General features: G+C 62.3%; 19 protein-coding genes, 2 tRNA genes and 1 pseudogene. 18 read left to right on the forward strand and 4 right to left on the reverse strand.

The window, feature by feature from the left end:
* Window positions 1–169 precede the first annotated feature (169 nt).
* The 15 genes from JQ574_RS19670 to JQ574_RS19740 all read left to right on the forward strand — a co-directional run bounded on the left by JQ574_RS19670 (window position 170) and on the right by JQ574_RS19740 (window position 16,822).
* Complete coding sequence (locus tag JQ574_RS19670; protein ID WP_249119479.1) at window positions 170–892, forward strand: Crp/Fnr family transcriptional regulator; 723 nt, start codon at window positions 170–172, stop codon at window positions 890–892.
* Window positions 893–1,416: 524 nt separating this feature from the next.
* Entirely contained in the window at window positions 1,417–2,853 is a 1,437-nt protein-coding gene (locus JQ574_RS19675) for an ABC transporter substrate-binding protein (RefSeq protein WP_212204681.1), read from the forward strand.
* A 9-nt stretch (window positions 2,854–2,862) separates the two neighbouring features.
* Window positions 2,863–3,840, forward strand: a complete 978-nt coding sequence (locus JQ574_RS19680) for an ABC transporter permease (RefSeq protein WP_249119457.1) — start codon at window positions 2,863–2,865, stop codon at window positions 3,838–3,840.
* Between the two features lie 2 nt (window positions 3,841–3,842).
* Window positions 3,843–4,715, forward strand: a complete 873-nt coding sequence (locus JQ574_RS19685) for an ABC transporter ATP-binding protein (protein ID WP_249119458.1) — start codon at window positions 3,843–3,845, stop codon at window positions 4,713–4,715.
* Between the two features lie 129 nt (window positions 4,716–4,844).
* A complete protein-coding gene (locus tag JQ574_RS19690; protein ID WP_249119459.1) occupies window positions 4,845–6,212 on the forward strand; it encodes an arylsulfatase in 1,368 nt (455 codons plus the stop codon).
* Window positions 6,213–6,346: 134 nt separating this feature from the next.
* On the forward strand, window positions 6,347–7,225 hold the full coding sequence (locus JQ574_RS19695; protein WP_212204683.1) for a formylglycine-generating enzyme family protein: 879 nt from the start codon (window positions 6,347–6,349) through the stop codon (window positions 7,223–7,225).
* A gap of 62 nt (window positions 7,226–7,287) precedes the next feature.
* Window positions 7,288–8,799, forward strand: a complete 1,512-nt coding sequence (locus tag JQ574_RS19700; RefSeq protein WP_212383783.1) for a SulP family inorganic anion transporter — start codon at window positions 7,288–7,290, stop codon at window positions 8,797–8,799.
* A gap of 322 nt (window positions 8,800–9,121) precedes the next feature.
* Complete coding sequence (locus JQ574_RS19705) at window positions 9,122–9,478, forward strand: hypothetical protein (protein ID WP_212204688.1); 357 nt, start codon at window positions 9,122–9,124, stop codon at window positions 9,476–9,478.
* A gap of 81 nt (window positions 9,479–9,559) precedes the next feature.
* The gene (locus JQ574_RS19710) at window positions 9,560–9,754 is read left to right on the forward strand and encodes a hypothetical protein (protein ID WP_192734088.1); all 195 of its coding nucleotides are present in this window, start codon (window positions 9,560–9,562) and stop codon (window positions 9,752–9,754) included.
* Between the two features lie 354 nt (window positions 9,755–10,108).
* Complete coding sequence (locus tag JQ574_RS19715; protein ID WP_212204691.1) at window positions 10,109–11,242, forward strand: glycosyltransferase family 2 protein; 1,134 nt, start codon at window positions 10,109–10,111, stop codon at window positions 11,240–11,242.
* Window positions 11,243–11,249: 7 nt separating this feature from the next.
* Window positions 11,250–12,788, forward strand: a complete 1,539-nt coding sequence (locus tag JQ574_RS19720) for a glycosyltransferase family 39 protein (RefSeq protein ID WP_212204694.1) — start codon at window positions 11,250–11,252, stop codon at window positions 12,786–12,788.
* Window positions 12,789–12,869: 81 nt separating this feature from the next.
* Complete coding sequence (locus JQ574_RS19725; protein WP_212295651.1) at window positions 12,870–13,565, forward strand: DUF899 family protein; 696 nt, start codon at window positions 12,870–12,872, stop codon at window positions 13,563–13,565.
* A 160-nt stretch (window positions 13,566–13,725) separates the two neighbouring features.
* Window positions 13,726–15,027, forward strand: a complete 1,302-nt coding sequence (locus tag JQ574_RS19730) for an RtcB family protein (RefSeq protein WP_212204704.1) — start codon at window positions 13,726–13,728, stop codon at window positions 15,025–15,027.
* Between the two features lie 246 nt (window positions 15,028–15,273).
* Window positions 15,274–16,422: a DUF2778 domain-containing protein gene (locus tag JQ574_RS19735; RefSeq protein WP_212204705.1), complete on the forward strand. Its 1,149-nt coding sequence runs from the start codon at window positions 15,274–15,276 to the stop codon at window positions 16,420–16,422.
* Window positions 16,423–16,660: 238 nt separating this feature from the next.
* Window positions 16,661–16,822: a hypothetical protein gene (locus JQ574_RS19740; protein ID WP_192734082.1), complete on the forward strand. Its 162-nt coding sequence runs from the start codon at window positions 16,661–16,663 to the stop codon at window positions 16,820–16,822.
* A 107-nt stretch (window positions 16,823–16,929) separates the two neighbouring features.
* Here the strand turns inward: JQ574_RS19740 and JQ574_RS19745 are convergent, their stop codons facing one another.
* Window positions 16,930–17,124, reverse strand: coding sequence for a hypothetical protein (locus JQ574_RS19745; protein ID WP_212204707.1), 195 nt, complete (start codon window positions 17,122–17,124; stop codon window positions 16,930–16,932).
* A gap of 227 nt (window positions 17,125–17,351) precedes the next feature.
* Complete coding sequence (locus JQ574_RS19750) at window positions 17,352–17,537, reverse strand: hypothetical protein (RefSeq protein WP_212204709.1); 186 nt, start codon at window positions 17,535–17,537, stop codon at window positions 17,352–17,354.
* A gap of 402 nt (window positions 17,538–17,939) precedes the next feature.
* Here JQ574_RS19750 and JQ574_RS19755 point away from each other — a divergent pair.
* The 3 genes from JQ574_RS19755 to JQ574_RS19765 all read left to right on the forward strand — a co-directional run bounded on the left by JQ574_RS19755 (window position 17,940) and on the right by JQ574_RS19765 (window position 19,568).
* A tRNA-Ser gene (locus JQ574_RS19755) sits at window positions 17,940–18,008 on the forward strand.
* An 8-nt stretch (window positions 18,009–18,016) separates the two neighbouring features.
* Window positions 18,017–18,080, forward strand: a tRNA-Ser gene (locus tag JQ574_RS19760).
* A 336-nt stretch (window positions 18,081–18,416) separates the two neighbouring features.
* A complete protein-coding gene (locus tag JQ574_RS19765) occupies window positions 18,417–19,568 on the forward strand; it encodes a slipin family protein (protein WP_212204711.1) in 1,152 nt (383 codons plus the stop codon).
* Window positions 19,569–19,651: 83 nt separating this feature from the next.
* Here the strand turns inward: JQ574_RS19765 and JQ574_RS19770 are convergent, their stop codons facing one another.
* Together JQ574_RS19770 and JQ574_RS35170 are read right to left on the reverse strand one after the other, a co-directional pair.
* Window positions 19,652–19,936, reverse strand: coding sequence for a HigA family addiction module antitoxin (locus tag JQ574_RS19770; protein ID WP_212204713.1), 285 nt, complete (start codon window positions 19,934–19,936; stop codon window positions 19,652–19,654).
* A gap of 9 nt (window positions 19,937–19,945) precedes the next feature.
* Window positions 19,946–20,224 (reverse strand): annotated as a pseudogene (locus tag JQ574_RS35170) (type II toxin-antitoxin system RelE/ParE family toxin).
* Window positions 20,225–20,314 lie beyond the last annotated feature (90 nt).

Genomic DNA, 20,314 nt, shown 5'->3' on the forward strand with positions numbered 1-20,314 from the left:
CGCGCCAATTGCAGACCTTTGCAACGTAGCAGGCCGCAGGCCCAGGAACTTTTCCGTTCATATCGACGCAGGTTCGGAGTTGGCTACGAGCGGATACATGACAAGCAAGCATCAACCATCGCAACGAGAGACCAAGGGCGGCGGGCAAGCCCAGTTCGGGGCCTTGCTGATGACCGATGGTGGAACGCAACGGAGCGGGCCGCCGTCGCTGTTCCACGGCCTCACCGAGTCTGAAATCGCGCAGGTGTTGGGCTCCGGAAAACGAAAAGTGCTCTACCGCGGCGCCCAGCTGTTCAGCCAGGGCAGTCCGCAGGACGGCATCTTCCTGATCGAGAGCGGCCGCATCAAGGTGTTCTACATCGCCCCGTCGGGCCGCGAGATCACGCTCGCCTATTGGCACTCCGGCAATTTCGTCGGCGGCCCCGAGGTCTTCAAGCAAGGCCTGCACATCTGGTCGGGGGTCGCCGCCGTCAACAGTACCGTGCTGCATTTGCCGGGCGATATCCTGCGCCGGATGGTGCTCACGATCCCCGCGCTCGCGATCGGAATCATCGAGGGCCTGACTTTCAAGGGCCAGTGCTATTCGGCACTCGCCCAGATGCTCGGGACGCGCTCGCCGACCGAAAGGCTGGCGCAACTGCTGCTGCATCTGATGAACCTGTACGGCGTTGAGGAGCGCGAGGGGTCGTTGATTGCGGCGTCATTCACGCATGCCGATCTCGCGCACATGACCGGTGTGACGCGCCAATCCGTCACCATCAGCCTGAAGCGATTTACCGAGCTGGGAATCCTGCACGCGCACGGCTCAAACCTCGTCATCAAGGACGCGGATAGGCTGAGCGATATCCGCGACGGCAAGCTCGCCAAGGCCGCGGTCTCTGACGACATCTGAGGCGAGGGACCAAGCGAGTCCCGCGTCAAACCGCCGCTGATATCGGCGGGCCTCCAGACGCCTGGCGGGCTGAGTCCCGTCTGGTTGCAATGACTAATTAATAGACATTTAGCCCGCCGGATAACCAAGACGGGCGCAAATTCTGTTCATTAATTGAGCATCCGCAAATTTCTTAGCAATAGGTTGCTGGTTCGAAGCGTTCGTCGTTTCGGATTCTGGGGAGGCCGTTCAGAACTTGCTGACCGGACGTAATCACGTCCGTGATGGATGCAAGCGAGTTAGCGGCAAATGACGCCTACCACTCCCTTCGTTAGCCACGCTTTTCGCGAACCGGGCCTTCGCGAACCGAAAGCCGTCCGCGCCGTCAGGATTGGTCTGATGGCATGTCGTTTGCACCATCAAGGTCATCAAGCCAGTCAGTCTGCTCAGCGCCGAGTAACCCTGCCGCCCTTCGCTGCGGCCGGGGGATTCAGCATGGGCCATGCAAGTCACACCGCACAGTTTGGTTCGAAAGGATTTGTCTCATGAGCATCGGCCCTGCGTCTAAACTCTCTGGCCTCCTTCCCTTGATCGCTGCGGCAGCCATCGCATTGGCGCCCGGACAGGCGAGCGCGCAGACGCTCGAGATCGGGATCGGCACACAGAATACGACGACCAACACCGTGACCGGCGGCGTCGTGCTGAAGGAGCTTGGACTCCTGGAGAAGCACCTGCCGAAGACCGGCAAGTACAAGGACATCCAGTACAAGCTGAGCTGGCAGAACGCTACTTCCGGTCCGCCGATCACCAACGGCATGATGGCCAACAACATCCAGATCGGCATGATGGGTGACTACCCGTTGATGGTGAATGGCGCCACCGGGCAGGCGACCAAGAACGAAACGCAGCTCGTCGCGATCATCGCCTATAACGCCTATGGCGGCGGCAATGGCATCGTCGTCCACAAGGACTCGCCGTTCTACGAACTCGCCGATCTCAAGGGCAAGAACGTGTCGGTGCCGTTCGGCTCCGCCGCGCACGGCATGATGCTCACCTCGCTGCAGAAGCGCGGCCTGCCGCCCGATTTCTGGAGCCTGGTTTCGCAATCGCCGGAAGTCGGCACCACCAATCTGCAGGAAAAGCGTATCGACGCGCATGGCGACTTCGTGCCGTTCGCCGAACTGCTGCCGTTCAAAGGCTTTGCCCGCAAGATCTATGACGGCGCCGAAACCAAGGTGCCGACCTTCCACGGCGTCGTCGTGCGCAAGGATTTCGGCGAGAAATATCCGGAGATCGTGGTGGCCTACATCAAGGCGTTGATGGAGGCGAACGACTGGATGCGCAAGAACCCGAAGTTTGCGGCCGAGAAGATCGAGGAGTGGACTAAGATCAACAAGGAAGTGATCTACATCTTCCTGGGTCCCGGCGGGGTGCACACGCTCGATGCGACCATAAAGCCGAAATGGGTCGAAGCTGTCGGCGCCAACTACGCGATCCTGCAGAAGCTCAACATGATCAAGGAACTGAACATCGGCGCCTGGGTCAACGACAGCTATGTACGGACGACCTACAAGGAACTAGGGCTCGACTACGACAAGCAGCTCGCTTCGTATGACACCTATAACGTCACCGGCACCGATCCGGTCTGCAACGCGCCGGTCAACAATCCCCTGCAAACCGGCGAGATCTGGATCCAGGGCGGCGACATCGTGCCGTTCAGCTCACCGGTCTGCACGCTGCTCGGCGTGAAGAAGTACGGCTCCGAAGGCAAGAAGTTCAACGCCGTCTATCTGGTCGACCGCGAGCTCGGCATCAAGGTGTTCGCCGACGCCGCGTTCTATTCGGTCGGCGGCCAGGATCCGAAGAAGCCGGATGTCGTGCCGTTCCTGCTCAAGAAGGATGCGGAAGCCTATGCGGCCAAGAATGGCGGCAAGCTTGCCACCTATGCCGAAGTCCTCGGCGCCATCAACCTGGGGCAGTAGGGGAATCCGATGGGCAGCACGGCAACAGCCAAGATTGTGGCGCTCCCTATGGTCGACAAGCACGCCGATCCTGAGCCGGTGGCAGCGGAGGTGAAAGCCTCAGCAGCCCAAATGCCCGCAGCGGAAATTCCGGTGCCGGAACCGGAGCCGATCCCCACGGTCTCGCTGACCAAGGTGTTTCTGGGCCTGCTCGGATACGTGACTCGCGAGCGGATGGTCACGGCATTGCTTGCCTGCATCTCGATCGGGGCCCTGTTCCTGTTCTGGTATCTCGGCACCAAGTACAGGCTGGAATTCTACATCCGCTTCAAGAACGTTCCGACGCCCTATGAGGTGTATCAGCAGCTGACGCAGGTCGGGCTGTCGAACAAATACCTCTTCAATATCGCCATGAGCGTGCGACGCATTCTGCTCGGCTTCATGATCGCGACGATCATCGGCGTGCCGCTCGGGCTGGCGATCGGCAAGTACCAGCGCGTGCGTGACTTCTTCATGCCTGTCGTCGAGATCATGCGGCCGATTCCGGCGATCGCCTGGGTGCCGATGTCGATCATGCTGTGGCCGAACAACGAGGCCAGCATCGTCTTCATTACCTTTATCGGCGCGTTCTTTCCGATCCTGCTCAACACCATTCACGGGGTCCATTCACTGGATGGCGTGCTGGTACGGGCGGCGCGCTGTCTCGGCGCCAGCGAGATCCGGCTGTTCATGAACGTGATCTTGCCTGGCTCGCTGCCGCACATCTTCACCGGTCTTGCCGTCGGGATGGGCGTGGCCTGGGTCTCGCTGATCGCCGCCGAGATGATCTCGGGCCAGTTCGGCGTCGGCTACTTCACCTGGGAAGCCTACTCACTGGTGGACTATCCCGCGATCGTGCTCGGCATGATCACGATCGGTGTCCTTGGACTGGCGTGCAGCGGCATCATCCGGATGGTTGGCGTCCTCCTGATGCCCTGGCTCGCATTCGCACCCGGAGGCCGGCGATGAGCATGACCATGACTGAAGCCGAAACCCACAAGGGCTTCATCGACGTTCGCGATATGGGCGTGACGTTCGGTGCCAACGACAACAAGGTCGTCGCCGTCGATAATGTCTCGCTCAACGTGCAGCCGGGCGAGTTCGTCTCGCTGATCGGGCCTTCCGGCTGCGGCAAGTCCACCTTGCTCAGCATCGTCGCCGGCTTCGTCAAGCCGACCCGCGGCGAGGCGTTGCTCGATGGCAAGGCGATCACCAAGCCCGGTTCAGACCGCGGCGTCGTGTTCCAGCAATACTCGCTGTTTCCGTGGCTGTCGGTCCGCAAGAATGTCGAGTTCGGCCTCAAGATGGCCGGGGTGGAGCAAAGCAAGCGCAACACCACGGCGCGGGCGCTGCTCGATCTGGCCGGGCTGCTCTCGTTCGAAAACCATTATCCGGACCAGCTGTCCGGCGGCATGAAGCAGCGTATCGGCATCGTCCGCGCGCTGGCGACCAGCCCGCAGGTTCTGCTGATGGACGAGCCGTTCGGCGCACTCGACACGCAGACGCGGGTCGTGATGCAGGAGATCCTCACCAACATCTGGCAGCAGTTCCGCATCTCGGTGCTGTTCATCACGCACGACATCGAGGAATCGATTTTCCTCTCCGACCGCATCTACGTCATGACCGCGCGGCCGGGCCGCATCAAGGCTGTCATCAAGGTGCCGCTGCCGCGGCCACGAACGGCCGAGATGACCGACACGCCGGAGTTCATGAACCTGGTTCAGGAGCTCAAGGGCCTGATCCGCGAAGAGTCGCTCGCCGCTATGGCGCCGGAGATCAAGGATCGAGGCCTATCTGGCTTTGGAATGAAAGTGGGACCGAAAGGAGTAGGCGAAATCTTCTGAAGTAACTTGAACGTCGCGGCCTGACAGGCGCGAACCCTAAAAATCGATCACAGCAATCAAGCACGGCCGCAAACAGGCGCGCGCGTCAACGATGACTCACGCCTGGCGTCCATCAAATCGGAGCATTCAATGGCAAAGAAACCAAACATTCTGTTTTTCCATGTCGACAATCTGGGCATGGGCGAACTCGGTTGCTACGGCGGCGGCATTCTGCGCGGCGCCGATACCAAGCGCATGGATCAGTTCGCAAAGGAAGGCGCGAAGCTGACGCACTACGTCGTCGAGCCGCAGTGCACGCCGACGCGTTCGGCGCTGATGACCGGCCGTTTCCCGATCCGCTCGGGCAACCACACCATCGCGCTCGGCGGCAATGGCGGCGGCATCGTCAAGTGGGAACGCACCATCGGCACCATCCTGTCGGATGCCGGCTATGCGACCTCGATCTACGGCAAATGGCACATCGGCGCCGAGGACGGCCGCTTCCCGACCGACCACGGCTTTGACGAATGGTACGGCCCGTTGCGCACCTATGACGAATGCATGTGGCTGACCGACCCGCATTATGTCGCGGAGCGCGACGGCTTCTCGCACATGCATGAAGGCGTCAAGGGCAAGGGTGCCTGGCCGCTGCTCGACGAGCAGCTCACCATGGACACCAAGAAGACCTGCGACCTCGAGTACCAGAAGCGTGCCATCAAGTTCATGGAAAAGTCCGTCAAGGCGGACAAGCCGTTCTACTGCTACTTCAACCACTCGCTGATGCACTTCCCGATGAGCCCGCGCGACGAATTCGTCGGCAAGAGCACCAATGGCGACTGGGGCGATTGCCTGCTGATGCTGGACCATGATTTCGGCGTGCTGCTCGACAAGCTCGACGAACTCGGCGTTCGCGACAACACCATCGTCGTGATGTGCGGTGACAACGGCGCCGAGGACCATCTCGCCGGCCGCGGCACCGGCGGCTTCTTCGACGGCTCGTACTTCAGTTCGGCGGAAGGCGGCATTCGTACGCCGCTGTTGATCCGCTGGCCGGGCCACATCAAGCCGGGCACCGAAAGCAACGAGATGGTTCATGTCACCGACATGTTCACGACGCTGCTGTCCATGACCGGCTGCGAGGCACCCAAGGATCGGCTGATCGACGGCGTCGACCAGAGCGAGTTCTTCCTCGGCAAGAAGGAAACGTCGAACCGCGAGTCCTGCATCGTCTGGCTCAAGGACGAACTGCACGCCGTGAAGTGGAAGGACTTCAAGATCAACTTCAAGCGGCAGCAGCACTTCCATGATCCGGAGCTGGCGCTCGGATTTGCCCGCATCACGCATCTGAAGGAAGACCCGAAGGAGCGTGACGCCGTCAACCAGCGCTACGTTCGCTGGTGGGTGATGCAGCACGCACAGCGCATCATCCGCGACTTCGAGGAGAGCGCCAAGAAGGAGGAGCTGATTCCGCCAGGCGCGGCTCTCGATTTCGTGCCGAAGCAGCGCCAGAAGGCTTGAGGACGATGTCTGCACCGACGATAGCGGCCGACGTCGCGCAGGGTGCAGCCGGCAATCGCCGGGGAGCGGGCTGTTGCTCGCTCCCTGGCCAACCAAACACGGGCGTAACGCCTGACACAATCAACCGCGATTCCATGATCTGGATCCCGGGCGGCTCTTTCCTGATGGGCTCCAACAGCTTCTATCGGGAAGAACGCCCGGTGCGTCCCGCTTCCGTCGATGGCTTCTGGATTGACACCTATCCCGTCACCAATGCCGAGTTTCAAAAATTCGTCGAAGCGACCGGATACGTCACCTATTCCGAACGCCCGCCGAACCCTTCGATGTATCCCGACGCCGATCCGCAAATGCTGGTGCCGGGCTCGCTGGTGTTCAAGAAGCCCGATCGTCCGGTTAACCTGCGCAACAACCTCGCCTGGTGGGAATACAAACCCGGGGCCGACTGGCGGCATCCGCAGGGGCCGGAGAGTTCGATCGCAGGCTGCGAAAATCATCCGGTCGTGCATGTCGCCTATGAAGATGCGTTCGCTTATGCGGCGTGGGCCGGCAAGGAGCTTCCGACCGAGGCGGAGTGGGAATTCGCCGCGCGCGGCGGTCTGGAAGGCAAGGTCTATCCCTGGGGCGATGCCTCCAATCCGGACGGGCAGTTCATGGCCAATACCTGGCAGGGCCATTTCCCTTACCAGAATTCGGCCGACGACGGCTACGAGGGCACGTCGCCGGTCGATGCGTTTCCGGCCAACGGCTACGGCCTGTTTGACATGGTCGGCAACACCTGGGAGTGGACGTCGAGCCCGTATGGCGCCGAGCAGGAGCAGCAACAGCAATCGTGCTGCCATGCGAAGCCCGGTGACGACAAATCCGTGCGCCGCGTGGTGAAGGGCGGTTCGCATCTGTGCGCGCCGAATTATTGCCTGCGCTACCGGCCGTCGGCGCGCCAAGGCGAAACCGTCGATTCCTCCACCTGTCATATCGGCTTCCGCTGCGTCGTGCGTCAACCACCGGGCACCTGACGAGAATCCCTTTCGCGACCGGCAAGGCCGGAGCACCGCCAAACATCTTTCGGAAGTTTCCCATGCAAGCCGCCAGCACCACGACCAACGCGCAACTCCAGTTTGAAGACTCGCCGTCGATCGGCGCGGTGCTTCGTGCCCCCAATCTTTTCGTCCGCGAGTCGCTGGCCGGAATAGTCACCGCGCTGGCGCTGATACCGGAGGTGATCTCGTTCTCCTTTGTCTCCGGCGTCGATCCCAAGGTGGCGCTGGTCTCTTCCATCGTGCTGTGCCTGGTGATGTCGGCGCTCGGTGGCCGACCTGCGATGGTCACGGCGGCGGCAGGCTCGATCGCGCTGGTGATCGGTCCGATGGTGAAGGTGCATGGCGTCGGCTACATCCTGCCGACCATCCTTTTTGCCGGCATCATCCAGATCGTCTTCGGGCTTGCCGGACTGGCACGGGTGATGCGCTTCGTTCCGCGTTCGGTGATGATCGGTTTTGTGAATGCGCTCGGCATTTTGATCTTCGCCGCACAGGTGCCTCACATCTTCAATGTGCCATGGCTGGTCTATCCGCTGTTCGCGCTGACGATCGCCGTTGTCCTCATCATGCCCCGCTTCACTACGGCCGTGCCGGCGCCGCTGGTCGCCATCATCGTCGTGAGCGCGATCGTGATGGTGGGGCATCTGACCGTGCCCAATGTCGGCGGCGAGGGCGCCATGGCGCCGGGACTGCCGGGCCTTACGGTGTTTATCGTGCCACTCAACCTTCAGACGCTCAGCATCATCTGGCCGACCGCGCTCAGCGTCGCCTTTGTCGGCCTGCTGGAGACGCTGCTGACGGCCAAGCTGGTCGACGACCTGACCGACACCCGCTCGCACAAGGGCAAGGAGTCCTGGGCGCTCGGCGTCGCCAATATCGCGGCCGGGTTCTATGGCGGCATCGGCGGATGCGCGATGATCGCCCAGACCGTGGTCAACGTGAAGATCGGGCAGGGCCGCACCAGGATATCGACGGCAGTCGCGGCACTCGTGCTGCTGGTGCTGGTCACCGCGCTGAGCGACCTGATGGCGCAAATTCCGATGGTGGCGCTCGCCGCCGTCATGATGATCGCCGCCCTCAAGACCATCGATTGGCACAGCATCCGGCCTACGACGCTGAGGCGCATGCCGATCCCGGAAACGCTGGTGATGGTCCTGACCGTTGCCGTCACGGTTGCCACCGGCAATCTCGCGATCGGGATCGCTGTCGGGGTGTTGCTGGCGATGGTGTTGTTCGCGCGCCGGGTCGCCCATGTCATCCGGGCCGACCGCACGCTCAGCGAAGACGGCCTTTCGGTTCGCTATCACGTCCATGGGCCGCTGTTCTTCGGCAGCAGCAACGACCTCGTCGAGCGCTTCTCCTACGGCGCGGATCCCAAGCACGTCATGATCGATCTCACTTATTCCCAGATCTGGGACGCTTCGAGCGTCGCGGCGCTGGATTCGATTGAAACCAAATACCGCGACCATGGCGCGTCAGTCACGTTCGTTGGACTCGACCAGCGCAGCTCCTTGTTCCACGAGCGGCTGACCGGCCAGCTCGGCGCCTGAATTTCAGAACGCGGAACGAGAAGGAGCTTCCGATGGCGATCTTCCAATGGCTGTCGACATTCGTCCGCAGGATGATGCGAAACTGGTCCGGCCGCTATCGGCCGGAGCGGCATTACATGCGCGGGGCCGGGCCGGCGTCAAAGCGAAGCGCGCGCCACGGCACAAGCTCCTGATATGCGTTGATCGCGGATCCGGCACCTTTTCCGACAGCTCGTACTCCGACCAGCCAAATCAATCGTGATTGGCCAACTCGCTGAATCCGTGCTGTGCACGCTTGTCTCGATCAGGGATCGGGCTACGCAAAACAAGAATGGAGAAAAGGATGCGCATCCTGATCGCCGCATTGGTCGTGATGACGAGTTTCCCTGTTCTCGCCGACGAAGTTGGTGAGGCGCGCAAATTGGCGGTTTCGGGGCGCGACGCCTACTGGAACTGCCTGGCCCGCGAGTATCCGCGGGAGAGCAACAAGAACATGCCGGAACAGGAATTTGGCGCCTTGATCGCAGCCGCCTGTGCATCAGAGCGGCAGAATTTCCGGGTGGCGCTGGTCGGCTTTCTCGCGATCCAGTCCCCGGACAAGGATGCGGGCGCGAACCTGACGACGGCCAACGATGCCATCGCCTTCGCCCAGAAGGACATCGTGACGGCGTTCGCAAGGCGCAAAGCCGCGTCGAAGTAGCCAAGGCGGCTTTCGCCAGCCTATTCCACCATTCCGGCCTTCCGTGATATTGATTCCCGATCAGACGGGGGATTGTCGGGTATGAATTCTGAGTCGATAGCCGGTATCTTGGGTGCCATTGTCGCCTCGATCGTTTTGGTGGTTGCGATCGCCTATGGGCCGATCGGGCAGTTTGGCAAGCCGGCGCCGAAGCCCGCCGCCGTCCAGCAACCGTCCCAGATGGCGCCCGCGGCGCCCGCACCACGGGGACCGGTGATCCGGGAAGTGCCGAATTAACTGACGCAGGGCGAGGGGTTAGGCCACCCCTTGCGGAAGGCCCCTGGCATCCCTATCTTGCTCGTAACGGCGACGTTGAGCCTTAAGAAGCTCCGGCGCTGGGACGACCATGAATAGTTTGGCTGCGCCGGATGTACGCGCGCCCTCTGTTCGTGGTCGTTGGCATTTTGGGGGTCTTTTTGGCCCGTTTTCCCCGTCCAGAAACCCGGTCCCGCGCCCCTGCTTTGGCGGCGGATTCGATTGCTGGCGCCGTCTTTCGTGGCGCTGGCGGCGCCGTTGGTGGTGCTGGCGGCGCCATTACTAGTGCTGGCGGCGTCTTGGCATCCCCAGCGGCTGCGGATATACGCTGGCCCCATGAATCAAGCCATCAAACCGGGCCCCGAAAACCCGTCGCAGGCCGCCGGTTTGCCTCAGCTTTCGGTGGTCGTCCCTACCTTTAACGAGCGCGACAACGTCACCGTCCTCTACCGGCGGCTGGACGCGACCCTCAAGGACATCCCCTGGGAAGTCGTGTTCGTCGACGACAATTCCCCTGACGGCACCTGGGAAGTGGTGCGCGGCCTGGCGCAGAAGGATCCCCGCGTCCGCTGCATCCGCCGGATCGGGCGGCGCGGCCTGTCGGGGGCGTGCATCGAGGGCATTCTCGCCGCCAGCGCGCCCTATGCGGCTGTCATCGACGCCGATCTGCAGCACGACGAGGCCCAGCTGCCGAAGATGGTGGGCCTCTTGCAACGTGGCGAGGCCGAGCTTGTGGTCGGCAGCCGCTACGTCGAGGGCGGCAGCGCCGACAGTTTCAACAAGGGACGCGCCGGCATAAGCGCGCTCGCGACCGAAGTTGCAAGGCGCGTGCTCAAGGTCGAGATCGCCGATCCCATGAGCGGCTTCTTCATGATCCGCCGCGACCGCTTCGAGCAACTGGCGCCACAGCTTTCGATCCAGGGCTTCAAGATCCTGCTCGATATCGTCGCGACCGCGCAGGGCAAGCTGCGCACGGTCGAGGTTCCCTTTACCTTCGGCTCGCGCCAGCACGGCGAGAGCAAGCTCGATTCGATGGTGGCGCTGGATTTCCTGGGTCTGGTGCTGGCCAAGTTCACTCACGACGTGGTCTCGCTGCGCTTTCTGTTGTTTGCGATGGTCGGCTCGATCGGCCTCATCGTGCATCTCGCGGCGCTCTTCATCGCGAACCAGCTCTTCAACATGCCGTTTGCGGAGTCGCAGGCCGTCGGCGCACTGGTGGCGATGACCAGCAATTTCATCCTGAACAATTTTCTCACCTATCGCGATCAACGCCTGAAGGGCTTTGCCATCCTGCGCGGCCTGCTGCTGTTTTACCTCGTCTGCAGCGTCGGCCTGTTCGCCAATGTCGGCGTCGCGTTCTCGGTCTACGACCAGGAGCCGATCTGGTGGCTGGCGGGAGCGGCGGGCGCGCTGATGGGCGTGGTCTGGAACTACGCGATGTCCGGACTGTTCGTCTGGCGCAAGCGATGATCCAAAAATGAATCCGAACGAGGCGCGGCTTGTCCTCAACACGGTTCTGACGATCCTGGCGCTGGTCGCGGTACGGCTGGTAGCCGCCGCCTACACGCCGATCACCTTCGACGAAGCCTATTACTGGATGTGGTCGAAGCATCTGGCCGGCGGCTATTACGACCATCCGCCGATGGTGGCATTGGTGATCCGCCTCGGCACCATGATTGCGGGCGACACCGAACTCGGCGTCCGTCTGGTCTCGATCCTCTTGGCATTGCCGATGAGCTGGGCGGTGTACCAGACCGCGGCCGTGTTGTTCGGCGGCAGGCGGGTGGCGACGACGTCGGCGATCCTGCTCAACGTCACGCTGATGGCCGCGGTCGGCACCATGATCGTCACGCCGGATGCGCCGCTCCTGGTCGCCTCGAGCTTCGTGCTGTTTTCGCTGGCCAAGGTGCTTCAGACCGGACGCGGTACGTGGTGGCTGGCGGTCGGCCTCGCCACGGGCGCCGCGCTGTTGTCGAAATACACCGCGCTGTTCTTCGGCCCGGCGATCCTGATCTGGCTGGTGGTGGTTCCGAAACTGCGGCGCTGGCTGATCTCGCCATGGCCCTATCTCGGCGGCCTCGTCGCGCTCCTGATGTTCTCGCCGGTCATTCTGTGGAACGCCGATCATCACTGGGTGTCTTTCATCAAGCAGATGGGCCGGGCGCGGATCGAGGATTTCAGGCCGGCCTTCATCGCCGAACTGATTCCGACGCAGATCGCGTTCGCGACGCCGCTGGTATGGATTCTCGGCGCGATGGGTCTGTATGCACTGTTTCAGCGCCGCGCCGGCGCGCTGCCGGCGCGCGTGCTGGTCAGCACCATGTTCTGGACCATCGTCGCCTATTTCGTCTGGCATTCGCTGCACGCCCGCGTCGAGGCCAACTGGTTCGCGCCGGTCTATCCGGCGTTTGTGGTCGCGGCGGCGTATGCAGCCCATCTGGTGCCATGGGAAAAGCGCGAGCAGCGCACCGTCAGTTTCTGCCTGCGCTGGGCGGCGCCGACAGGCATCGTAATGTTTGCGCTGCTGATCGTGCAGGCCAACACCGGCGCGCTCTCGGGTTATCGCCGCGACGCCACCGTGCGCAGCGTAGGCGTCGGCTGGCGCGAAATCGCCAGCCAGATCGAGGCCGTGCGGGCGCGCGCGGGCGCATCCTGCGTGCTCGCGCCGGATTACGGCACCACCGGCTGGCTTGCGTTCTATCTGCCGAAGGGAACTTGCGTTGCGCAGCAAAGCCAGCGCATCCGCTGGGTCAACATGCCCGAGCCGACGGCGGCGCAGCTCGGCGGCAGGCAGCTGTATGTTCGCGAGGCCTTGCCCGGCGTTCATCCGTTGAAGGACGAGTTCGCCCGCGTCGAAAGGGTTGGCGAGGTCACTCGCAAGCGCGGCCCGCTCGTGGTCGAGACCTACGCGCTCGATCTGCTGGAGGGACCGAAGGGGGGTGTGCTCGACCGTTCCCCGCCGCCGGAGCTGGCGTTGGAAACCAGCATTTTGCCGGCTTGGTTGCGCCGAAAATAGTCCGACGGTCATGTCGGAACGGCCGCATTGGGATCGTCTTGTAGGGAACCCAGCACGCCGTCCAACCGTGAGGTCATGTCCATGTCCGGTTCCAGCCTGAAACCCGCCGCTGAACTCGCCCGCGGCAATACCGCGCGCATTCCCAACGAAAGCGCTGAATATCGCCGTGCCCGCGAGCAATTGCTCGCTGAGGAAATCGAACTCCGTCGCCACATCGAGCGCGTCGCCGAAATGCGCCGCGCATTGCCGCCCGGCGGTGAGGTGACGAAGCCCTATTCGTTCGAAGGCGAGGGCGGCCCTACCACGCTGTCGGGCCTGTTCGGCAACAAGCAGACGCTCGTGATCTACAGCTACATGTTCGGCCCGCAGCGTGAAAAGCCGTGTCCGATGTGCACCTCGTTCATGAGTACGTGGGAAGGAAAGCTGCCCGATGTCGAGCAGCGCATCGCATTCGTATTCGTGGCGCGTTCGCCGATCGCGCGATTGGTGGAAGCCAAGAAGGCGCGCGGCTGGACGCGGCATAAAGTCTATTCCGATCCGTCCGGCGATTACACCCGCGATTACGTCAGCGCCGCAGATGCCGATATGCCCGGCTATAACGTGTTCACGCGCCGCGACGGTTCGATCCGTCATTTCTTGTCCGGCGAAATGGGGCAGGGTACCGCCGACCCCGGCCAGGATCCGCGTGGGGCACCCGACCTCGATCCGCTGTGGGCCCTTCTGGACACCACGCCTGAAGGCCGCGACAAGGACTGGTATCCAAGCTTGAGCTATTGAAGGCTCGCTTTGCGAGCCGAAGTGAACGCGATGCTGACGGCGGGCCGCGTCCTATCAAAGCATCGCTGCCGATGAACCTAAGCGGGTTTTGGTGCGACGACCTATGCTCGGTGTAAGGTATGGTCGGCGACGTCCGGCAACCGTGGAAGAGGAAGATGCAATGCGGCTCGATCCCTATCAGGAGCGTGCAAGGGCCCTGGCGGTCGAAGCCGGGCTCGATCCCGATGCGAAGATCGATCGCCCCGGTCAGCGGCCGATCCCGGTCTGGTGCACGTTCCGCGACGCTGCCCGCAAGGCACAATTCACGGCGCAGGCCGCGCAATACCAGAACAGCCCGCTCAAGATCTTCGGCCGGCACGAGGATGCCACGATCGCGCAGATGCGAAACTGCATGGCGGTCGGCAATGCCGTGGCCGGTGTGATCTGCGCGGACGGTCACCTGGGATATGCCCAGCCGGTCGGCGGCGTCATCGCCTATGAAAAGCAGATCAGCATCTCCGGCGTCGGCTTCGACATCGGCTGCGGCAACATGGCGGTGCGTCTCGATACGCCGTTCAGCCGGATCGAAAGCCATGTCGGCACGATCATCAAGGACGTGCACAGGACGATTTCCTTTGGCGTCGGGCGGACCAACGAGGAGCGCGTCGAGCACGAGCTGTTCGACGACGGCGATGCCTGGCGCGAATCCGACATGGGCGCGTATCGGCAGAAGGCGGTGTCGCAGCTCGGCACCGTCGGATCCGGCAACCACTATGTCGACCTGATGCGCGACGAAGCCGGTTTTGTCTGGATCGGCGTTCACTTCGGCAGCCGCGGTCTCGGCCACACCAGTGCGACCCGCTACCTCAAGGCTGCGGGCGGCAAGGATGGCATGAATGTGCCGCCGGCTGTTATCGACGAGGACAGCGAGATCGGGCGACGCTACATTGCGGCCATGCAACTGGCCGGGCGCTATTCCTACGCCGGCCGGGAGTGGGTGATTGAGCGCGTGCGCAAGATCATCGGCGGCAACGTCACCGACATGGTTCATAACCATCACAATTATGCCTGGCGTGAAAATCACGGAGGCAAGGATTTGTGGGTTGTGCGCAAGGGCGCGACGCCGGCCTTTCCGGGACAGCGCGGCTTCATCGGCGGATCGATGGGAGATGACGCCGTCATCGTCGAAGGCGTCGATGGCCCCGAAGCGAAGGCGTCGCTCTACTCGACGGTTCACGGCGCGGGCCGGATGTTCGGCCGCAGGGAAGCCAAGCGCAGGTTCACGCGCGTCGAGATGGATGCGTGGCTGCAGTCGCGCGGCGTGACATTGATCGGCGCCGATCTCGACGAAAGCCCGATGGCGTATCGAAGGTTGCCGGAGGTGCTTGCAGAGCATGCCGGCTCGATCAAGGTGCAGCACACGCTGCGTCCGTTCGCCGTCGTCATGGCGGGCGAGAACGAATTCGATCCGTTCAAGGATTGATTGCCAAAATGGGACACCTGGCCGACGGCCGGATGTCCCGATCGCAGGGCAACCCCGCATGTTTACGGGCTGATTTGCGCATAACTTCCAATGATTTGCGCATGCCTTAGATCTGCCCGCGTTTAATCTGCATTTAACTAAAACTCGCCTTAATGACGCTCCGTGTCTTTGCGAGATGCTGCCTGGGAACCTTTCGGGCGCGGCACCAAACAGGGACTTAGTAGAGTTGTTCTGGACGCAAGGCGAATGAGTACGAGTACCGGCGCGTTTGGCCTTGCGGCCCACAACCGCAAGAAATCTTCCCGGAAAGCCATTCCTCAGCATTTCCTCGGCGGCGTCGCGATCGCAGCCGTGGTGCTCGGCTGCGCCTGGACCGTTTACAGCAATATTTTCGCCTCCAGCATCTATCCCTCGGTCAACAGCGCGGCGTTCGATCCGCCCGTCGTCAAAAGCTCCACGATTGTCGCGTCGCGTCCGGCGCGGCCCGCCTTCAACGACGTGTTCGCGTCGCTGCCGCAGCCAGCCCCGAAAGTTTCCGCGCCCGAGACCGTCTCTCCTTCGATTATGTTTAACGAAAGGTTTGCAGCCTCGGCGCCGCAAGGCCAGGCGTCCAGGGCGATCGAAGCCACGCAAGTGGTGGAGGTCTCGCCGCCGGTCGATGTGAAGAAGACTGAAGCGCCCAAACTTGCCGAAGCGCCGAAGCCGAAGGAAGCCGCTCCGCAGGCGCCGACCCAGGTCGCGTTGAACGTTCCGGCTCCGGCGACCAAGCAGGCTGAAGCCAAACCCGCCGCGAAGGAATCCGGGGCTTCGGTCCGCGACATGGCGCAGCGCGCCAAGGCGGCGGTGATGTCGATTGCGTCCAACGACAAGCCGAGCATGGTCGAGAAATTGTGGGGCAAGCAGCCCGCACATGGCGGGTTGTTGGCCTACGCTTCCGCCGACGCCAGCGTCACCGGAAGCATCCCCGATACCCGTTCGCAGAATCCGATGCTGGGCGGTTCGCCGCCCTACGACAAGCAGACCGCGGTCTACGACATCGCGGCGAAGAAGGTCTATCTGCCGGATGGCACCGTTCTCGAGGCGCATTCGGGCCTCGGCGCCAAGATGGACGATGTGCGCTATGCGCATGTGCGGATGCAGGGCGTGACGCCGCCGCATATCTATGACCTGAAGCCGCGCGAGGCGTTGTTCCATGGCGTGCCGGCGTTGCGACTGACGCCGATCGGCGGGCAGGACAAGATCTTCAACCGTGACGGCCTCCTGGCACACACCTACATGCTCGGCGCCCGCGGCGATTCCAATGGCTGCGTTTCCTTCAAGGACTATTACGCGTTCCTGAACGCGTACCGGAACCAGGGCATCCGGCGTCTTGCGGTGCTTGCCAGGATTCAGTGACGTCGCTCGTCGTCCCTCCGAACGCAGGGGCCCATACCCCGCAGCGATCATTGTTGCAGAAGGTATCCAACGCTGGCGATCCTAACCGATCGGCCGTGGATGGGTCTCCGGGCGCGGCCTTAGGCCCACCGAAGAATGTGATTTTCGTAACAGTGCGACCGCCGCCGATCGATCATCGTTCCTATCACCGAGGCACTGGTGCATCGGTATCATTCAACCCAAGGTAGGAGGCGTAACTATGGATGAAATCGAAATCGCTGCGTCGGATACCGTGACTGATGCGGAACTCGATGAGGTCAATGGCGGCTTTATCTTCATATTGGTGGGTGCGGCGGCGTTCAGCACCGGCTTTTTCGCCGGCTACGGGGCGGTCAGGTTTGCACAGGACATGTCGAAATAACGCAGTCCGTCTGAAAGAAACGAATGGAGGCCCCGTCCCACTTGCGGGGCTTTCTGCGCTCCGGGCTACAACGTAACAGAGGCTCGTCCCTGCGATGTACAGCCTCCTTAGGCTGTATGTCGAAGAGAACTTCCATGATGCTTGAAGAATAGGTCAAGCTTTACAGGTTCGCCGCTATCTCGCCAAAACAGTTTTCGATTGAGGCTGGCCGCCACCGCGAGGCGGTGGTGGCCGCCGATCAGAACATGGTCATCCGTTGCTTTGGCGATGATTTCTCCGTCTTCGTCCACGATGATTTTCATCTGCCGCCTCCAATCCAAGGCCACCGATCAGCGCCGCCGCGATGGTGCGCATTCTATCTAACCTCGTAAGGGCTCCGGGCGTTCCATCCCACGAAGATCACTCTTTCCGGATAACAGGCGCCACAGGTCCCCGCACAAAGCCGCGCCCCCAGGAGCCTGCTTCGGATTACGGACGAGCGCCATCGTTCGACGGTCCCGCGCCTACAGGTCGTCACAGTTCTTCTTGCTTAGCCCTGAGTGAGTTGCTGCATAATCTGTTGAAACATTTGGGCCGGATCGTTCTGGCCACCCGCTCCTGCTTTGATTTGGGTGAAGGCGCGCAAGGGGAGCGGGAGCCAGCCGCCAGCCACCGCATCGAGCGCTTCGGCGGATAGCTCGCGCGCGCTCTTCGCATTGATTGCATTTCCAGTCATCACAGTTCTCCTTTGATTTAGCCGGCGCGATCATCCAACGCTGGTGCGGCCACGTTTAGCGTCAACCCTCTCGTCGCGAAGTGACGGCGACCACACCGCCGGCCGTCGCGCGCATCGACAAGGCGCGACACGACGCGGGTAGGCTTCGCGAGTGCATCAGCGTCACGGCGCGGACAGCCGAGCGGACGGCACCACGTCATCGAAGTGCGCCGAATGGGCACGTTGGTTCGCTGAATGGCTGTGACGGGGAGTCACAGCACATCCGAAATTTGAAAAACACGCTTGCAACTGAAAGATGTTTCGTTTATTAGCCCGCTCCTTCGCTAGGCCATGGGTTCGGGCTCTCTGAGATCCCGACTGGCGCGAGCCGGTGTCCGGTTTCGTGTTCCGCCGAATGAAGACGCGAGGTGTAGCTCATGGAGAGCATCGGGGTGATACCCGAAGGCATCGGTTCGATTCCGGTCTCTTGCACAACCGAAGGATAGCTCAGTGGTAGAGCAGATGACTGCTAATCATCGTGACGCGGGTTCGAATCCCGTTCCAACGCTCCGGTTCAGTCTAAAAAACTGAATTTCCCATTGAAGGGGACCGGACGCGCGCTTCAGTCGCAGTCCGGCCGCATTGCCGCAAGGCTCTTCGTCCGAACCTAGACACTGTACGAACGGCTCTGCGCCGCGGTGGATACCGCTTGCGCTGACGCCGGGAATACCGTTCGAACGCCCGACCTTCGTCGGGCGATTGCGCGCGTGCGCCCGTCGTCATGCAAGCTCAAACCACGGCCCGCCGGGCTTTCAGGAAGCGCCGTTCGCGTCCTCCGTTCCTTCTCGACGAAACCAGCTTTCCGACCTCTGGCCGGAAAGCCCATGATGGAGGCGTGCCATGAACTGGCATTTCCTGATGACGCATGTGACGGTGAAGGATGGTGAGCGCGCGTTGCTGACGCGGAACGGCAGGCTCGAGCGCGTGCTTGGTCCCGGCCGGCATCGGCTGTTCGATCCGCGCAACGAACTGACGGCAGAAGTATTCAAGGTGGTTCGCGCCGAATTTCCGGCGGAGCGTTACCTGGTGCTGAAGGCTGCGCGGCCTGATCTGGCGGCCGAGCTGTTCGAGCTTGTCGAGACCAAGGCAGACGAAGTTGCCATCGTCAACCTCGACGGCCGTCCGATGCAGCTGATGACGCCCTGGCAGGCGCGCGTCTACTGGAAGGTCGCGACATCGGTCGATGTCGAACGCATCGACCTGACCGGCGATGTCAGGGTGACGGCGCGTCATCTGGCGATGATTGATCGTAACCGTTCGGTGGTCGTGACGGAGGCCGTGGTCGAGAACCACGAAGCCGGTCTGCTCTATGTCGAGGGCCGGCTGGTGGAGCGGCTTGCGCCCGGCCGGCACGCGTTCTGGATCGTCGGCCGCAAGGTCGAGGTCAAGCGTCTCGATCTGCGGCCCCAGGCGGTCGAGATCACCGCGCAGGAAATGCTGACCAGGGACCGCATCGCGCTGCGGGTGACCCTGACGGCGTTTCGCCGGATCGTCGATCCCGAGCGGGTCGTCGCCGTGGTGCCTGACGTGGATGCGTGGCTGTACCGGCTGGTGCAGTTCGCGATCCGCGAAGCGGTTGCAGGCCGCACGCTCGACGAGGTGCTGTCGGCAAAGGCAGCGCTCGATGCGGAGCTTCGCGACTATGTCCGCGCGCGTATCGCAGACAGCGGTGTCGAGGTGACCGAGCTCGGCGTCAAGGACGTGATCCTGCCCGGCGAGATCCGTGAGCTGGTGAACAAGGTGGTGGAGGCGGAGCGGGTGGCGAAGGCCAATTTGATCCGCCGGCAGGAAGAGACCGCGGCGACGCGGTCGCTTCTGAACACCGCCAAGCTGATGGAAGAGAACCCGCTGCTGCTGCGGCTCAAGGAACTGGAGTCCCTCGAGCGGCTGGTGGAGAAGGTCGGCCGCATCGACCTCCACGCGGGTGACGGGCAGGGCTTTGATGCCCTGCTCACCAAGCTGGTTCGCCTGAAGCCCGCGGAAAGCGCGTAAGTAAAGAAGGGTCGCCTACGGGCGGCCCTTCGCCTGCGGGGCGGGCGGGGTAGGCCGTCAGTTGTGCGCTATTCGTAAACTCGTCAGGCCGCCGAGCGTGGCACGATTTTCTTGTAGCTGTGAGTCTTCTCGGCCTTGGAAAGATCGTATGCCGCTTGCAGGTTCAGCCAAAAGCGGGGGTCGGTACGAAAATAACGCCCGAGCCTGATCGCGGTGTCAGCCGTGACATCGCGCGTGCCGCGCATGATCTCTGTCAGGCGGTTGGCCGGAACATCCAGCTCCTTCGCCAAGGCTCGTGCAGAGAGACCCAGTGGCACCAGATATTCTTCTTTCAACACTTCGCCTGGATGGGTTCGTAACCGCGCCATCGCCGTCTCCTAATGATAGTCCACGATCTCCACCGCCCCGGACCGTCTGATGTCCAACGGAAGCAGACGCGTCACTGCCGGTTGATACGGATGGAATGCTGTCCGCGGCGGTCGCCTTTCAGTGCTTCCAGCCGGTTGCCCGGCGGCGAGAGCAAATCATCCAAGCGGTCGCTGCGTCCATCATATCGAGCTTGCGCAACGCGACGGCCTCGATGCTCCGCCAGCGCGCCGGACAGGCGCCATCACGAAACAATTGTTCGGTGCCCTGTCAGCAAAGCTGCGGATCATGGATAATAGTATCCGATACGTATCGCGTAACGGTCAAGAGGCATTCAGCGCGGGGCGTCCTCGGCCCCCACAAACAAAAACCCCGGCATC

Origin of the sequence: Bradyrhizobium sp. AUGA SZCCT0158 (genome assembly GCF_018130065.1) — a bacterium.
Taxonomy (GTDB): domain Bacteria; phylum Pseudomonadota; class Alphaproteobacteria; order Rhizobiales; family Xanthobacteraceae; genus Bradyrhizobium.

Coding starts and splice junctions, on each gene's coding strand:
- JQ574_RS19670 (WP_249119479.1), top strand. CDS start 170: ATGACCGATGGTGGAACGCAACGGAGCGGGCCGCCGTCGCTGTTCCAC.
- JQ574_RS19675 (WP_212204681.1), top strand. CDS start 1,417: ATGAGCATCGGCCCTGCGTCTAAACTCTCTGGCCTCCTTCCCTTGATC.
- JQ574_RS19680 (WP_249119457.1), top strand. CDS start 2,863: ATGGGCAGCACGGCAACAGCCAAGATTGTGGCGCTCCCTATGGTCGAC.
- JQ574_RS19685 (WP_249119458.1), top strand. CDS start 3,843: ATGACCATGACTGAAGCCGAAACCCACAAGGGCTTCATCGACGTTCGC.
- JQ574_RS19690 (WP_249119459.1), top strand. CDS start 4,845: ATGGCAAAGAAACCAAACATTCTGTTTTTCCATGTCGACAATCTGGGC.
- JQ574_RS19695 (WP_212204683.1), top strand. CDS start 6,347: ATGATCTGGATCCCGGGCGGCTCTTTCCTGATGGGCTCCAACAGCTTC.
- JQ574_RS19700 (WP_212383783.1), top strand. CDS start 7,288: ATGCAAGCCGCCAGCACCACGACCAACGCGCAACTCCAGTTTGAAGAC.
- JQ574_RS19705 (WP_212204688.1), top strand. CDS start 9,122: ATGCGCATCCTGATCGCCGCATTGGTCGTGATGACGAGTTTCCCTGTT.
- JQ574_RS19710 (WP_192734088.1), top strand. CDS start 9,560: ATGAATTCTGAGTCGATAGCCGGTATCTTGGGTGCCATTGTCGCCTCG.
- JQ574_RS19715 (WP_212204691.1), top strand. CDS start 10,109: ATGAATCAAGCCATCAAACCGGGCCCCGAAAACCCGTCGCAGGCCGCC.
- JQ574_RS19720 (WP_212204694.1), top strand. CDS start 11,250: ATGAATCCGAACGAGGCGCGGCTTGTCCTCAACACGGTTCTGACGATC.
- JQ574_RS19725 (WP_212295651.1), top strand. CDS start 12,870: ATGTCCGGTTCCAGCCTGAAACCCGCCGCTGAACTCGCCCGCGGCAAT.
- JQ574_RS19730 (WP_212204704.1), top strand. CDS start 13,726: ATGCGGCTCGATCCCTATCAGGAGCGTGCAAGGGCCCTGGCGGTCGAA.
- JQ574_RS19735 (WP_212204705.1), top strand. CDS start 15,274: ATGAGTACGAGTACCGGCGCGTTTGGCCTTGCGGCCCACAACCGCAAG.
- JQ574_RS19740 (WP_192734082.1), top strand. CDS start 16,661: ATGGATGAAATCGAAATCGCTGCGTCGGATACCGTGACTGATGCGGAA.
- JQ574_RS19745 (WP_212204707.1), bottom strand. CDS start 17,124: ATGAAAATCATCGTGGACGAAGACGGAGAAATCATCGCCAAAGCAACG.
- JQ574_RS19750 (WP_212204709.1), bottom strand. CDS start 17,537: ATGACTGGAAATGCAATCAATGCGAAGAGCGCGCGCGAGCTATCCGCC.
- JQ574_RS19765 (WP_212204711.1), top strand. CDS start 18,417: ATGAACTGGCATTTCCTGATGACGCATGTGACGGTGAAGGATGGTGAG.
- JQ574_RS19770 (WP_212204713.1), bottom strand. CDS start 19,936: ATGGCGCGGTTACGAACCCATCCAGGCGAAGTGTTGAAAGAAGAATAT.